The organism is Nocardioides aestuarii (assembly GCF_039527245.1).
Taxonomy (GTDB): Bacteria; Actinomycetota; Actinomycetes; order Propionibacteriales; family Nocardioidaceae; genus Nocardioides; species Nocardioides aestuarii.
In genome coordinates this window covers 1811266-1824051 of sequence record NZ_BAAAJT010000002.1, presented here as the reverse complement: position 1 = coordinate 1824051, position 12786 = coordinate 1811266, and the positions used below count along the sequence as shown (strand labels likewise).

Below are 12786 nucleotides of genomic sequence, written 5' to 3'. Positions count from 1 at the left end.
TGGTCTACTGCCCGGGTGACCGACGCCGCCGCCGCCCTCGCCCGCTGGCACGCCGTGGTCGAGGCCCGCGACCCGGCCGGCCTCCCCGCGCTCGTCGCCGAGGGCGCCGTCTTCCGCTCACCGGCGGTGCACGCACCGCAGGAGGGCCGCGACACCGTCGTCGGCTACCTCACCGCGGCCTTCACCGTGCTCGGCCCGTCCCTGACCTACCACCGCGAGTGGCTGGGTGAGGACTCCGCAGTCCTGGAGTTCACCACCGAGGTCGGCGGCCGCGAGGTCCACGGCGTCGACATGATCACGTGGGGCGGCGACGGCCTGATCACCGACTTCACGGTGATGGTCCGGCCGATGAAGGGCCTCCAGGCCGTCGTGGAGGAGATGGGCGCCGAGCTGCTGCGGATGCTCGGCGCCTGACCGCGGCTCAGCCGAGGGCGGCCTCGGTCAGCATCTCCGACGCCTTCTCGAACACCTCGCGCATCTCCCCGGCCGGGTAGTGCGTCGCGAGGGTCGCCGTCCCGATCGCGCCCCCGAGCAGCAGCTCGGTCCGCAGGTCCTCGCGCGGGTCGGGCCACGGGAAGGGCCAGCGCCGCGGCCAGCCGGTGCCGCACCAGTCCTCGATCTCGTCGAAGTAGGCCTGCCGGGCCTCGCCGGGGTCGCGCCCGGCGATGATGATGATGCTGCGGGCGAGCGCCCACGACAGCTCCTGGCCGGCCGCGACGGGCGGCAGTGGTTGCGGGTTGAGCTCGCTGGCGACGCGCTCGACGCCGGTGGTGACCCGGGACCGGCCGAGCGGCCCGCCGCCGACCACCTCCCAGATCCTGGGGTTGAGCTGGGCGAGCAGCTCGAGGCGCCCGCCGTGCGCGAGCGCGCGCACGAGGTCGGTGGCTGAGGCCATGGTGGTCCTCCGTGGTCCGTCGGGATGTGGTCCGTGCGGAGGGAGGAGGGCGGCTTCGGTGCGCTGATACCCGCGGCTAGGGCTGCTCGCGCTCGCGACGTCGTACGACGAGGCCGTAGCCCGCGAGGCCGAGGCCCGCGGCGACCACCGTCGTGGCCTCCCAGAACTGCTGCCCGCTGACCTCGCGGCACAGCGCGGCGATCTCGTCGGCGTCGGACGGCGGCTCGCCGCCGGGGTAGTTGTCGGCGTCGTTCAGCACGGTGTCCCACGGCGCGAGGCAGGTGTAGCCGTCGCCCTTGGACGTCCCATCGATGTCGGGGTTGTCGAAGGCGAGCCAGATCCCGACGACCACGGCCGCGGCCGCGCACCACAGCAGGGCCGTCGAGGAGAACCGCGTCATGGGCGAAGCCTCCCAGAACTTTCTCCGGTCGCGGCGCAACCACCCTCCGACTTCCGGAGTCAGGAGGGGTGAGACGGCAGCGACGGCGCGAGGAGGTGGGCTGGGTGTTCTCGGCGACGCGCACCGACCCGGCTTCTCGCCAGGCCTCCTTCGAGGAGTACGCCGCCACGGCGTGGCCGACGCTCTACCGCAGCGCCTACCTGCTCACCGGCAACCACGCGGACGCCGAGGACGTCGCGCAGCAGACGCTGATCAAGGTCCACGGCGCGTGGACGAAGGTGGCGGCGTCAGACTCGCCGAACGCCTACGTCCGCCGGATCCTGACCAACACGTTCCTGTCCTCCAAGCGCAGCAAGGCGCGGGGGCTGGAGCTGCTCACCGACGAGATGCCCGAGCGCCCGCGCGACCTGGGCCACGGCTCCGGATCCGCGGGGTCCGAGGACCGGTGGGCGCTGTGGCCCCACGTCGCCGGGCTGCCGCCGCAGCAGCGGGCCGTGATCGTCCTGCGCTACTACGAGGACCTGAGCGAGGCCGAGATCGCCGACGTGCTCGGCTGCTCGCGCGGCACCGTGAAGTCCACCGCCCACCGGGCGCTGAAGAACCTGAGAACCGCCATGCCGACCGAGGGAGAGGAGGGCTGAGATGTACCGGGACGTCGAGGAGATGCTCACGCGCGAGCTGCGCGAGGTGGCCGACCACGTGAGGGTGCCGCCCCTGCCCGAGCTCCCGACCGCGCCACCGCCGGCGCGGTTCGCGTGGCAGCCGATGCTGGTGGCCGCCGCGCTGGTGCTGGTCGCGCTGGCGACGGTCGCGTCGCTGCTGCGGATGGACGGCGGGCAGTCGCCCCAGCCGGCGCCACAGCCGACCAACGTGGTGACCGACGACGCGACCGACGCGGTCCCGGAGTCGATCCCGACCGCGGCGCCCGTGGTGCCCCACATCGTCGACGGGTTCCTGTACGTCGGGGACGAGCAGGTGGAGGGAACGTGGGACCTCGTCGACGGGGTCGACACCGGCTGGTGGGGGATGCGCGACGACGGTACCTACTGGTGGGGCTTCGACGCCGAGCCGCGGCGACTCGAGGGTGCCGCCCAGCAGCCCCCGACGATCAACCCCTCGGGCACCCTGATCGCCCGGATGATCGGGATGAGCGGGCGGGGCCAGCTGGTCGCCGCTGACACCGACCCCGCCGGGGAGGGCGTGGGCGGTCCGCCGCTCAGCGTGGTCGACGACGACGGCGCCTACACCTCGGTCTCGGCCGTCACCGACACCGGCCTGGTCGTCACGCGAGGTGCGGGCACGACGCTGGTGTGGCGTCCGCTGACAGACAACGGCACAGTGCCGGTGCCGACTGGTTTCACGGTGCTCCAGAGCACGCTCGCGGGGCTGGTGGTCGTGGAGGGCGCCACCGACGGGACCCAGGGGCGGGTCAGCCTCGCCGAGATGGAGGTCGACGACGCGGAGATCTCCACCATCGCGGACCTGCCCAACTTCGCCACGCTCGACGCCGCCGGCGACTGGGTCGCCTGGGTCCCGCCCGGGGTGATCGAGGGCGACGTGTCGACCTACGGCGAGATCCAGGTCCGCCGGATCAGCGGCGGCGACGAGGGCGTGCTGGTCCCGCCCGACGGCTTCGTCTTCCAGAACGCCGACTTCTCCTTCGAGGACAACCAGTTCCTGGTCGTCCCGGTCACCGACGGCGAGGAGCAGGGCTGGGCGCGCTGCAGCCCGGCGCTCCAGGAGTGCGTGCTGCTCGACACCCCGTCGGCCAACCAGTGACCCGGCCCCCGGTGATCCTGCCCGTCCCTGGAGAGGATCAGGTCTCGACGAGGTAGCGACCGCCGAGGACGTCGGCGACCGGTCCCACGGCGCGGTCGCCGAGCAGCGTGGCGGCGACGAACTCCGCGGCGAGACCGTCGAAGAGCCGGTGGTGGCGCAGCATGGCGTGGCGTCCGCCCTCGACGGAGACGAAACCGACCCGGTCGGCCTCGGGCCGCAGCCGGTCGGTCACGCTCCGCGCCCGGTCCCAGCTCGCGATCCGGTCGTCGGTGCCGTGGACGACGAGGACGTCGCGGCCCGGCAGCTGCGGGGAGTCGGAGAGCTGCACCCAGGGCGCGAGCGCCACGACGCTCTGGACGTCGGGCGCGCCGCCCGCCAGCAGCGCCGCCCGACCGCCGAGCGAGTGGCCGACCAGCGAGACCGGGAGGGGTCCGAGGTCGTCGCTGATCCGCCCGAGCGCCCAGTGGACGTCGCTCACCGGGGTGTGGCGGGTGTCCCAGCCGCGCGCCGAGTTGAGCAGCCGGTAGACCGCCAGTCGTCGCCGGCCGGACCGGGCGATGCGGTGGGCGACGGGCACCATGCGGAGCACGGACAGCTGGGTCGGGCTCACCCGCATCCGGTCGCGACGTGCGCCCCCGCCGTGCAGCACCAGCGCCACCCCCTCGGGGCGGCGCGGCACCGCCGCGGGGACGAGCCGGGCGTCGGTGTCCATGCCCCCGTCCTACCCGGTGGCCGGTGACCGGTGGGTGGCCCGCACGGGCGCTTCGGGCCAGACTGCGGGCATGGAGGTCGAGTTCACGGGGGACGTCTTCGAGTGGCGGGGACCGGCGCCCTACTACTACGTCGCCGTCCCCGACGACGACAGCGACGACATCAAGGAGGCCTCGCCGATGCTGACCTACGGCTGGGGGGTGATCCCGGCCCGGGTGGTCGTCGGCGACACCGAGTGGACGACCTCGCTCTTCCCGAAGGACGGCCGCTACCTCGTGCCGCTGAAGGACAAGGTCCGCAAGGCCGAGGGGATCGACGTGGGTGCCGTCATCGAGGTGTCGATGGTGCTCGGGGAGCGGCCGTGACGATCGAGGTGCGGCCGGCCCGCGGCTTCGCCGACATGAGGACGATGGTCGGTCCGAAGAAACCGACCTCCAACGTCTGCTGGTGCCTCTCCCACCGCCTCGACTCCAAGCTCAACCAGTCGCTGGTCGGACCGGAGCGGGCGGCGTACGTCGAGAAGCTGGTGCGGCGCAAGGTCGCCCCGGGTGTGCTCGCCTACGACGGCGACGAGGTCGTCGGGTGGGCGGCGGTCGCGCCGCGCAGCGAGCTGCCGTTCGCCCGGTCACGCAAGATCCCCCACGTCGACGACCTGCCGGTGTGGTCGCTGTGGTGCGTGAAGGTCCGCCCCGGCCACCGCGGCCAGGGCATCGCGCCGCAGCTGATCACCGGTGCCGTCGACTACGCGCGGTCGGAAGGCGCGCCGGCCGTCGAGGGCTATCCCGCCGACAACCGCGGGGAGAAGGTCGACCTGACGATGGCCTACGTCGGGACGCGGGCGATGTTCGAGGCCGCCGGGTTCACCCACGCCGCCGACACCGACGCCGTCTCGGGCGGCTTCCCGCGGGTCGTCATGCGCCTCGACCTGCGCTGAGCGGCTGCAGGAATCCCCGGACAGCCGGGGAATTCTGCACTTGTCAGGGGTTGCAGCCCCTGACAAGTGCCGGTCTTCCCTGACCAGTGGACGCGCCACGGGGCTTGGGAGAGCCCTCGTAGGGTCGAGGACATGCAGACCAGGATGATCGGCAAGCAGTCCGTCGGCGCCATCGGCCTCGGGCTGATGACCTTCGACCAGACCGGGACCCAGCCGCGCGAGCAGCTGGCCGACACGGTGCGCGCCGCGCTCGACGCGGGCGTCACGCTCTTCGACACCGCCGACGCCTACGGCCCGGGCGACGAGAAGGGCGCCGGTGCCCAGGGCGAGAACGAGCGGCTGATCGCCTCGCTCCTCGACGAGCTCGGCGTGCGCGACCAGGTGTTCCTCGCGACCAAGGGCGGTCACGTCCGGACCGACGGTGGTGGCTGGGACGTCGACAGCTCCGCGACCCACCTCCACGAGGCCGTCGACGCCAGCCTCGGCCGGCTCGGCGTCGACCAGATCGCGCTGTGGCAGCACCACCGGCCCGACCCGAAGGTCGACTACGCAGACGTCATCGGCACGCTCAAGGAGATCGCCGACTCGGGCAAGGTCGCGGCCATCGGGCTCTCCAACGCCAACCCGCAGCAGATCCGCGACGCCCACGCCGTCCTCGGCGACGCGCTGGTCAGCGTGCAGAACCAGTTCAGCCCGAAGTTCCGGTCCTCCAAGGCCGAGATCGACGTGTGCGACGAGCTCGGCATCGCCTTCCTGCCGTGGAGCCCGCTCGGCGGTCTCGCCGACGCCAAGGAGCTCGCCGAGAAGCACCCGGCCTTCGCCGAGATCGCCGGCGAGCGCGGGGTCAGCGCCCAGCAGGTCGCGCTCGCGTGGGAGCTCGCGCAGTCGCCGGTCGTGATCCCGATCCCGGGGGCCAAGCGGCCGCAGTCGGTCACCGACTCCGCCGCGGCTGCGGCCCTCGAGCTCTCCGAGGAGGAGCTCGCGCGCCTCGACGCCAGCTGACTCAGGACTCGGTGGTCGATTCGGCGACCGCGTCCAGCATCCGCTGCGCCGTGGCCCGCACGGTGTGCGCGAGCTCCGGCCCGCGCACGACCCGGAAGGGCCACGGCGACGCGGCCAGCCACTCGGCGTACATCCACGGGTTGCTGGTCGAGCCGACGACGCGGGTGCGGTCGTCGCCGTCGGGCTCGAACCGGCCCATCGCGCCGGGCATCCGCCGCCGCGCCTCGTCGTACGGCGCCTCGAGGACGACCTCGACGTCGTACTCCCACCCGGCGCCGAGGTGGCGCTCGAGGTCGGCGACCGGGTCGAGGTCCGCGGGCGGCTCGAACGTCGTGTCGAGCACGGTGAGGCCGCGGATCCGGTCGACCCGGTAGGTCCGCGGCGCGTTGGCGGCGTGGGAGTGGCACAGCAGGTACCACCGGCCGTGGCGCACGACGACGGCCCACGGGTCGACCTCGACGTCGAGGTCGGTGCCGGCCTCGGTGCGGTAGTCGACCCGGACCCGCCGGGAGTCGCCGACCGCGCCGACCAGGGTCGCGGTCGTCCCCGGCTCGGGCCGGGAGGGTCCGCGGTCGGGCGCCGCCGCCGTCCGTCGCACGGCCTCGGCCTGGGCGGCGACGGGCGCCGGCAGCACCCGCACGATCTTGCCGAGCGCGGCACCGACCGGGTCGTCGGTGTCGGCCGCCGCGTGGTGGCCGTCGAGGACCGCCATCACCAACCCGAGCGCCTCGGTCTGGGTGAACATCAGCGGCGGCACCCGCATCCCGCGGCCGAGCCGGTAGCCGCCGTAGGGGCCGCGGACCGACTCGACGGGGATGCCGGCCTCCCGCAGCGTGCCGACGTAGCGCCGGGCCGCCCGGTCGGTCACGCCGAGCCGCTCGCCGAGCCGCTCGGCCGTGATCCCGGGGCTGCCCTGGATCAGCTCGAGCGCGAGCAGCGCGCGAGCGGTCGGGTTCTGGACCTCCACCCGGGCATCCTGACACGGCATCCGGACGGGTTCCGTCCGGGAACGGCCGTAGCGTGACCGCCATGACCGAGACACCTCCCTGGGCACCGCCGGTCGCCGGCACCGACGTCGACCACGTCCTCGCCAGCCTCGAGCGGCTCCGCGTCACCTTCCGCTGGAAGGCCGACGGCCTCGACGAGGCCGGGCTGCGCGCGCGGATCGACAGCTCCGCGCTGAGCCTCGCCAGCCTGCTCAAGCACCTCTCGCTCGTCGAGGACCATTACTCCACGACCGCGCTCGACGGCTCGTCGATCGGCTCGCCGTGGACCGAGATCCACGACGGCACCGACGACTTCACCGAGCGGACCGCCGTCGAGGACAGTGCCGCGTCGCTCTACGAGCTCTACGACGGCGCCGTGCTCCGGGCGAAGGAGCGGTATGCCGCCGCCGTGGCTGCGGGCGGCCTCGACCAGCCCACCGCGATGGAGGAGGCCGGCCAGGCGCGCAGCCTGCGCCGGCTGTTCCACGACCTGCTGGAGGAGTACGGCCGCCACACCGGCCACGCCGACCTGCTGCGCGAGGCCGTCGACGGCCGGGTGGGCGAGGACCCGCCGCTGGACTACCGGCCCTGGTGAGGGCCGGTGAGGGCTGGTGAGGATCACCAGCGACCGGGCAGGGTGGAGGCATGAGTGAGACACCCGAGAACGAGGGCGACTTCGGCCAGACCGACCTCGACCCCCACGAGCAGGCCGACGCCCAGCGCTTCCTCGACGACCCCAGCGCGGGTGACGACGAGCCGTGGAGCCCGCCGGACCGGCTGCCCCGCGGCGCCGAGCTGGTCGGGGTCGAGACCGACGGCGGCGAGACCCTCGACCAGCGGCTGCGCCAGGAGGTCCCCGACGGCGAGGAGCCTGAGCAGTCCCGGATGGTCGGCGGCGACGACCCCGACGCGATCCCGGCCGAGGACGACGTGCTCGGCGGTCCGGCGGACGACGACATCGACGGCCCTGCCGACGACGTACGCCGCGGCGGGTCGCCCGAGGAGCAGGCCCTCCACCTCGAGGACTGAGCTGGGGAGGGCCACCCCAACAGGTGAGTGCCTACGGTCGAGGTGAGACCCCGATCGAGAGGACAGTGTCGTGCCGAAGATCAGTACCGCAGACCAGACCGAGCTCCACGTCGACGACTCCGGGGGTGACGGACGGCCGGTCGTGCTGATCCACGGCTGGCCGCTCTCCGCCGAGGCCTGGGCCGACCAGGTCCCGGCCCTCACCGACGCCGGCTATCGCGTCGTCGCCTACGACCGCCGCGGCTTCGGTCGCAGCGACAAGCCCGCGGGCGGTTTCGAGTACGACACCCTTGCCGCCGACCTGAAGGCGGTGCTCGAGGGCCTCGACCTGACCGATGCCACGCTCGTCGGCTTCTCGATGGGCGGCGGCGAGGTGGCGCGCTACGTCGCCAACCACGGCCAGGAGCGGCTCCACAGCGTCGTCTTCGCCGGCGCCATCCCGCCCTTCCTGCTGAAGAGCGACCGGAACCCCGACGGTCCCCTCGACGAGGAGACCGCCGGCGGCCTGCGCAGCGGACTCGAGGCCAGCCGCGACGACTTCTTCGACGAGTTCATGACCAACTTCTTCACCGCCGGTGAGGAGCTCAAGGTCACCGAGGAGCAGCGCCAGCAGGCCGTGGCGCTCTGCCACCAGTCCGACCAGGCCGCCGCGCTCGGCTGCATGGGCGCCTTCGGCACCACGGACTTCCGTCAGGACCTGCCGAAGATCTCGGTGCCGACCCTGGTCATCCACGGCGACAGCGACGCCATCGTCCCGTTCGAGGGCTCGGGCCGGCGCACCCACGAGGCGGTCGCCGGCAGTGAGCTGGTCGTGGTCGAGGACGCGCCCCACGGCTTCAACACCAGTCACGCCGACGAGTTCAACGCGGCGCTGCTGGACTTCCTGGCGAAGTAGCGCTTCAGCTGGTCGGGCGGCGCCAGGTCACGTGCGTGACCCACGGCGTCGTCCGGCTGGCAACCGGCTCCAGCGCGAGGTCGTCGACGCCGTCGAAGACCCGCAGCCCCTCGCCGACCGTGAACGGCACGACGTGCAGCCGCAGCTCGTCGACGAGCCCGGCCCCCAGTGCGGCGTTGAGGGTCGAGACCCCGCCGGCGATCGAGACGTTGCGGTCACCGGCGGCCTCCCGCGCCCGGTCCACCGCGGCCTCGATCCCGGCGGTCACGAAGTGGAACGTCGTGCCGCCCTCCAGCTCCAGCGGCTCCCGCTCGTGGTGGGTGAGGACGAAGACCGGTGCGTGGTAGGGCGGTTCCGGCCCCCACCAGCCCTGCCAGTCGAGGTCCCAGTCGCCCCGCCCGGGCGTGAACATGTTCCGGCCCATGACGAAGGCGCCGGCGTCGACGATCGCGGCGACCTCGTCGGTGCTGTCGTCGTGCTCGAACATCCACGTGTGGAGGCGGTGCCCGATCCTCGGGCCGAAGGGGTGCTCCAGCGACTGGTCGTGGCCGCTCCCGACGAGGTCGAGCGAGACGGCCATGTCGGCGGTGATCATGGCGTCAGCGAAGCATCCCGACGCGGCCGCCGCCACCGGCGGCCCAGCAGGCGCCGTCCCGGGTGCAGTCGAGGGTGTGGAACCCGGTGGTCGAGAGCTGCTCCCACGACCGGCCGCGGTCGCGGCTGACGCTCGTCCCGGCCTCCGGCCCGGACTCGCCGACCACGATCAGCCGGTTGCCGCGCCTCCAGGCGACGTCCTCACCGAGGTGGGCGAGGTCGCCGCCCGCGGTCCAGGTCCGGCCGTGACGTGCGTACGCCGTGCCGTCCGGCTCGGTCGCCTCCGGATCGAAGTCGCCGCCGACCACGACGCCCTGCTGCGGGTTGCGGAAGGCGAGCGCGAAGACGCCGGCCGCCTCACCGGCAGTCAGGGTCGAGTCGGTCGCGGTCCAGGTCAGGCCGCGGTCGGTCGAGCGGTAGACCCGGGCCGCCTCGCCGCCCGAGCCGAACCACGCCGTACGCCCGGCGATCGTGAGGCAGTCGCCGGAGGCGGAGAAGTTGTATTCGCCCGTCGAGTCGGGCATGACCACGTCGTCGAGCACCTCCCAGCTGGCCCCGCCGTCGTCGGTCGCGGCGATCCGGAACTCGCCGTCGACGGGGTCGCTGACCGCGAGCCCGCGCCGACCGCCGGGATAGAAGTCGAGGCAGTTGTAGAACGCGTCGGCCTCGGTGTTGCGGAAGGCCTCGGTCCAGGTCGCGCCGCCGTCGGTCGTCCGGAAGATGCGCGAGTCCTCGCCCGGGCCGATCGAGAGCACGACCGCTGTGTTCCTGCCGCGGGCCTCGACGTCGCGGAGTGAGAGGCCCTCGGTGCCCGGCGGCGTCACGTCGTCCCACGTCTCGCCGCCGTCGGTGGTCCGGAAGACCTTGCCGGCACCGCCGGAGACGCTCCCGCCGCTGACCCAGGCGGTGCGGCGGTCGACGGCGTCGAGGCCGCGGAAGCTCTGGTCGGCGTCGACCACGCTCACCTCCCAGTCGGAGGGCGTGGCTGCGGCCAGTGACTGAGTGGCCGGCACGGCGGTGAGGGGCAGGGCCAGGCAGAGGATCCCGAGAAGGCGTCGCATGTCCGAGACCCTGCCGCGCAGGGCGCCGGGTGTCCAGAGGCGACCGGAATACCCCGGCCCCGTAGGCGGTTCCACGCAGCGCACGGCACGCCCGCCGTGCCCGACCGCGGGAGGAGGCCCCGTGAGCACCATGACCAGCATGCTGGAGCGCATGACCACCTACGACGCCTACCGCTGGGCGGTCGACCTCTTCGAGCACCAGGACTACTACCGCGCCGCGGACATCCTGCGCCACGTCGTCGACCACGACGCCGAGGCGGCCCGACTTGGTGACGTGCGCGAGCTCCTGACCCGCGCCTACTACCACTCCGCCCAGCTCGGTCGGGCGATCGAGGAGGCGCGGGCGCTGCTCGACCTCGAGCCGACCAACGCCTACGCGGCGCTGCTGCTCGCCCGTTCGCTCGAGCGGTCCTCCCGCCCGGAGGAGGCCGACGCCGCGCGCCGGCTCGCCGACGCGCTCGGCGCACCGGCCTGATCGCCGGCTGATGGCCGACTACGCCCAGGAGCTCGAGTTCGGGCTCTTCCCCTCGCCCGAGGCGGCACGGCTCGACGACCTGCTCGCCCTGGTCGCGCTCGCCGAGGTCGAGGGGCTGGACGTGGTCTCCGTCCAGGACCACCCCTACCAGCAGAAGTACGTCGACACCTGGACGCTGCTGTCCGTCCTCGGCGCGCGCACCAGCACGATCAAGCTCGCGCCCAACGTCGCCAGCCTGCCGCTGCGGCCGCCGGTCGTGCTGGCCAAGGCGGCCGCCACTCTCGACCTGGTGACGGGCGGCCGCGTCGAGCTCGGGCTCGGGGCCGGCGCGTTCTGGGACGCGATCGCGGCCGCGGGCGGCCCGCGGCGTACGCCGAAGGAGGCAGTCGACGCCCTCACCGAGGCGGTCGAGCTGATCAAGGCCTTCTGGGCCGGCGGGACGCTGCGCTTCGAGGGGGAGCACTACCGCGCGGTCGGCCTCCATGCCGGCCCGCAGCCCGCCCACGACATCCCGGTCTGGCTGGGCGCCTACAAGCCGCGGATGCTGCGGCTGACCGGTCGGCTCGCCGACGGCTGGGTGCCGAGCATGGGCTACGCCGACCCGCCGGACCTGCCCGACCTCTCGGCCGTGGTCGACGAAGCGGCCGAGGCCGCCGGTCGCGCGCCGGCCGCGGTGAAGCGGCTCTACAACGTCTTCGGGCGGTTCGGCTCGGGCAGCGGGTTCCTCCAGGGGACACCGGGCGACTGGGCCGAGCAGCTCGCCGAGCTGACTCTGGACGTCGGGATGAGCACCTACGTCCTCGGCTCCGACGACCCGTCCGTGGTCGCGCGTTGGGCGGCCGAGGTCGCGCCGATGACGCGCGAGCTCGTCGAGGTCGAGCGGCTGCGCCGTGCCTCGGGCGAGCCCGCCCCGGCGCCGGTCGTCGACGAGCCCGCGGTTCCCGACCGCGTCGAGCTCGCCACCCCGACGGCGCCGCCGGCGATGGTGCGTTCGGCCGTGCCGTGGGACGAGTCGGCGCGACCGAGCCACGTCCCGGTGACGGAGGAGGCGCCGTACGGGATCCGGCCGGAGCAGGGCCAGCACCTCGTCGACATCCACGACCACCTGCGCGGCGAGCTCGCCCAGGTGCGGGACGTGCTGGAGCAGGTACGCCGCGGCCACCTGACCGTGGGCGCCGCCCGGTCGGCGATCAACACGATGACGATGCGCCAGAACAACTGGACGCTCGGCGCCTACTGCGAGTCCTACTGCCGCGTGGTCACGACCCACCACACGCTCGAGGACACCTCGGTCTTCCCCCACCTGCGTCGCAGCGAGCCGGGCCTCGGCCCGGTCCTCGACCGGCTCGAGGAGGAGCACCACGTCATCCACGACGTGTTGGAGCAGTTCGACGAGGCGCTGGTGATGCTGGTCGGCAGCGACGGGACCGGCCGTGCCGGCGAGGAGGCGCTCGACGGCGTCCAGGCCTCCCTCGACCTCCTCACCGACACCCTGCTCTCCCACCTCGCCTACGAGGAGCGCGAGCTGATCGGCCCGCTCTCCCGCCACGGGCTCAGCTGACGCGCCTCGTCACGAGCAGGGTCAGGCAGGCGCTGCGTCGGGCACGAGGCCGAGCTGCTGCATCAACGACAGCATGTCCGCGACGCCCCAGTGCTCGCACACCCGGCCGTCCGCGTCGAACCGCATGATGTCGATGAGCTGGATGTCACCGGAGGCGCCGGTCGTCGGGATCCCCATGAACTCGCCCCGGTGGGTGCCGGTGAGCCTGACGCGCGCCACGGCCTTGTCGCCGTCGGCGATGAGGTCCTCGACGGTCATCCTGAGGTCGGGGAAGGCGCCGGTCATGGCGCGGAAGAAGTCGAGGGTCCCCGCCTTGTCGGGCGCGAAGCCGGGGTTGTCCTCGTGCTCGACGAAGTCGTCGGCGACGAGGTCGCCGAATCCGGCGACGTCCCCCGCGCTGATCAGCTCGTAGGTCCTGCGCATCGTCGTGGCGTGGTCCACGGCAGCCTCCTGGTGGTCGAGGT

At 73.3% G+C, this 12786-nt stretch carries 18 protein-coding genes; 11 read left to right on the top strand and 7 right to left on the bottom strand.

The genetic code is table 11. The features are described 5' to 3' along the window. Nucleotides 1-15: 15 nt before the first annotated feature. A complete protein-coding gene (locus ABD091_RS09295; RefSeq protein WP_343917667.1) occupies nt 16-414 on the top strand; it encodes a nuclear transport factor 2 family protein in 399 nt (132 codons plus the stop codon). Between the two features lie 7 nt (nt 415-421). Here the strand turns inward: ABD091_RS09295 and ABD091_RS09290 are convergent, their stop codons facing one another. Both ABD091_RS09290 and ABD091_RS09285 read right to left on the bottom strand, forming a co-directional pair. Then, nucleotides 422-895 carry a hypothetical protein gene (locus tag ABD091_RS09290; protein ID WP_343917665.1) on the bottom strand — a complete coding sequence of 158 codons (474 nt, stop codon included), beginning with the start codon at nt 893-895 and terminating at the stop codon, nt 422-424. A gap of 76 nt (nt 896-971) precedes the next feature. Next, complete coding sequence (locus tag ABD091_RS09285; protein WP_343917663.1) at nt 972-1295, bottom strand: hypothetical protein; 324 nt, start codon at nt 1293-1295, stop codon at nt 972-974. A gap of 68 nt (nt 1296-1363) precedes the next feature. Here ABD091_RS09285 and ABD091_RS09280 point away from each other — a divergent pair, with 68 nt between their 5' ends. Together ABD091_RS09280 and ABD091_RS09275 are read left to right on the top strand one after the other, a co-directional pair. Beyond that, nucleotides 1364-1936, top strand: coding sequence for a SigE family RNA polymerase sigma factor (locus ABD091_RS09280; RefSeq protein ID WP_343917661.1), 573 nt, complete (start codon nt 1364-1366; stop codon nt 1934-1936). 1 nt (nt 1937) lies between these two features. Next, a complete protein-coding gene (locus ABD091_RS09275) occupies nt 1938-3074 on the top strand; it encodes a hypothetical protein (protein ID WP_343917659.1) in 1137 nt (378 codons plus the stop codon). A gap of 37 nt (nt 3075-3111) precedes the next feature. Here the strand turns inward: ABD091_RS09275 and ABD091_RS09270 are convergent, their stop codons facing one another. After that, nucleotides 3112-3786, bottom strand: a complete 675-nt coding sequence (locus tag ABD091_RS09270; protein ID WP_343917657.1) for an alpha/beta hydrolase — start codon at nt 3784-3786, stop codon at nt 3112-3114. A gap of 70 nt (nt 3787-3856) precedes the next feature. Here ABD091_RS09270 and ABD091_RS09265 point away from each other — a divergent pair, with 70 nt between their 5' ends. From ABD091_RS09265 to ABD091_RS09255, 3 genes are all read left to right on the top strand, one after another. Continuing rightward, nucleotides 3857-4150, top strand: a complete 294-nt coding sequence (locus tag ABD091_RS09265) for a DUF1905 domain-containing protein (protein ID WP_343917655.1) — start codon at nt 3857-3859, stop codon at nt 4148-4150. Then, entirely contained in the window at nt 4147-4719 is a 573-nt protein-coding gene (locus tag ABD091_RS09260) for a GNAT family N-acetyltransferase (protein WP_343917653.1), read from the top strand. Before ABD091_RS09265 ends, ABD091_RS09260 begins: the two co-directional genes overlap by 4 nt. Nucleotides 4720-4851: 132 nt before the next feature. Then, nucleotides 4852-5721 carry an aldo/keto reductase gene (locus ABD091_RS09255; RefSeq protein ID WP_343917651.1) on the top strand — a complete coding sequence of 290 codons (870 nt, stop codon included), beginning with the start codon at nt 4852-4854 and terminating at the stop codon, nt 5719-5721. A gap of 1 nt (nt 5722) precedes the next feature. Here ABD091_RS09255 and ABD091_RS09250 read toward each other — a convergent pair whose 3' ends face one another. Further along, nucleotides 5723-6688 (bottom strand): helix-turn-helix transcriptional regulator, encoded by a 966-nt coding sequence (locus ABD091_RS09250; RefSeq protein WP_343917649.1) that lies wholly within the window; start codon nt 6686-6688, stop codon nt 5723-5725. A 62-nt stretch (nt 6689-6750) separates the two neighbouring features. Here ABD091_RS09250 and ABD091_RS09245 point away from each other — a divergent pair, with 62 nt between their 5' ends. The 3 genes from ABD091_RS09245 (at nt 6751) to ABD091_RS09235 (ending at nt 8631) form a co-directional block, all read left to right on the top strand. Then, the gene (locus ABD091_RS09245) at nt 6751-7302 is read left to right on the top strand and encodes a mycothiol transferase (RefSeq protein WP_343917647.1); all 552 of its coding nucleotides are present in this window, start codon (nt 6751-6753) and stop codon (nt 7300-7302) included. A 50-nt stretch (nt 7303-7352) separates the two neighbouring features. Beyond that, a complete protein-coding gene (locus ABD091_RS09240; RefSeq protein WP_343917645.1) occupies nt 7353-7736 on the top strand; it encodes a hypothetical protein in 384 nt (127 codons plus the stop codon). A 70-nt stretch (nt 7737-7806) separates the two neighbouring features. Beyond that, the gene (locus ABD091_RS09235; protein WP_343917643.1) at nt 7807-8631 is read left to right on the top strand and encodes an alpha/beta fold hydrolase; all 825 of its coding nucleotides are present in this window, start codon (nt 7807-7809) and stop codon (nt 8629-8631) included. Between the two features lie 4 nt (nt 8632-8635). On the opposite strand, the gene ABD091_RS09230 is transcribed toward ABD091_RS09235, so the two are convergent. Both ABD091_RS09230 and ABD091_RS09225 read right to left on the bottom strand, forming a co-directional pair. Next, a complete protein-coding gene (locus tag ABD091_RS09230; RefSeq protein ID WP_343917641.1) occupies nt 8636-9226 on the bottom strand; it encodes a dihydrofolate reductase family protein in 591 nt (196 codons plus the stop codon). Between the two features lie 4 nt (nt 9227-9230). Then, nucleotides 9231-10286 carry a WD40/YVTN/BNR-like repeat-containing protein gene (locus ABD091_RS09225; protein ID WP_343917639.1) on the bottom strand — a complete coding sequence of 352 codons (1056 nt, stop codon included), beginning with the start codon at nt 10284-10286 and terminating at the stop codon, nt 9231-9233. Nucleotides 10287-10407: 121 nt separating this feature from the next. Between ABD091_RS09225 and ABD091_RS09220 the strand changes: the two genes are divergently transcribed. Beyond that, the gene (locus ABD091_RS09220; protein WP_343917637.1) at nt 10408-10761 is read left to right on the top strand and encodes a tetratricopeptide repeat protein; all 354 of its coding nucleotides are present in this window, start codon (nt 10408-10410) and stop codon (nt 10759-10761) included. Nucleotides 10762-10771: 10 nt separating this feature from the next. Next, entirely contained in the window at nt 10772-12322 is a 1551-nt protein-coding gene (locus tag ABD091_RS09215) for an LLM class flavin-dependent oxidoreductase (RefSeq protein ID WP_343917635.1), read from the top strand. Between the two features lie 21 nt (nt 12323-12343). Here the strand turns inward: ABD091_RS09215 and ABD091_RS09210 are convergent, their stop codons facing one another. After that, nucleotides 12344-12763, bottom strand: a complete 420-nt coding sequence (locus tag ABD091_RS09210) for an ester cyclase (protein ID WP_343917633.1) — start codon at nt 12761-12763, stop codon at nt 12344-12346. Between the last annotated feature and the right edge of the window lie 23 nt (nt 12764-12786).

What these genes read in the sequence shown, in the direction of transcription:
- ABD091_RS09275 (WP_343917659.1), top strand. Translation starts at nt 1,938, where the DNA reads ATGTACCGGGACGTCGAGGAGATGCTCACGCGCGAGCTGCGCGAGGTG.
- ABD091_RS09215 (WP_343917635.1), top strand. Translation starts at nt 10,772, where the DNA reads ATGGCCGACTACGCCCAGGAGCTCGAGTTCGGGCTCTTCCCCTCGCCC.
- ABD091_RS09285 (WP_343917663.1), bottom strand. Translation starts at nt 1,295, where the DNA reads ATGACGCGGTTCTCCTCGACGGCCCTGCTGTGGTGCGCGGCCGCGGCC.
- ABD091_RS09265 (WP_343917655.1), top strand. Translation starts at nt 3,857, where the DNA reads ATGGAGGTCGAGTTCACGGGGGACGTCTTCGAGTGGCGGGGACCGGCG.
- ABD091_RS09245 (WP_343917647.1), top strand. Translation starts at nt 6,751, where the DNA reads ATGACCGAGACACCTCCCTGGGCACCGCCGGTCGCCGGCACCGACGTC.
- ABD091_RS09290 (WP_343917665.1), bottom strand. Translation starts at nt 895, where the DNA reads ATGGCCTCAGCCACCGACCTCGTGCGCGCGCTCGCGCACGGCGGGCGC.
- ABD091_RS09255 (WP_343917651.1), top strand. Translation starts at nt 4,852, where the DNA reads ATGCAGACCAGGATGATCGGCAAGCAGTCCGTCGGCGCCATCGGCCTC.
- ABD091_RS09230 (WP_343917641.1), bottom strand. Translation starts at nt 9,226, where the DNA reads ATGATCACCGCCGACATGGCCGTCTCGCTCGACCTCGTCGGGAGCGGC.
- ABD091_RS09270 (WP_343917657.1), bottom strand. Translation starts at nt 3,786, where the DNA reads ATGGACACCGACGCCCGGCTCGTCCCCGCGGCGGTGCCGCGCCGCCCC.
- ABD091_RS09240 (WP_343917645.1), top strand. Translation starts at nt 7,353, where the DNA reads ATGAGTGAGACACCCGAGAACGAGGGCGACTTCGGCCAGACCGACCTC.
- ABD091_RS09225 (WP_343917639.1), bottom strand. Translation starts at nt 10,286, where the DNA reads ATGCGACGCCTTCTCGGGATCCTCTGCCTGGCCCTGCCCCTCACCGCC.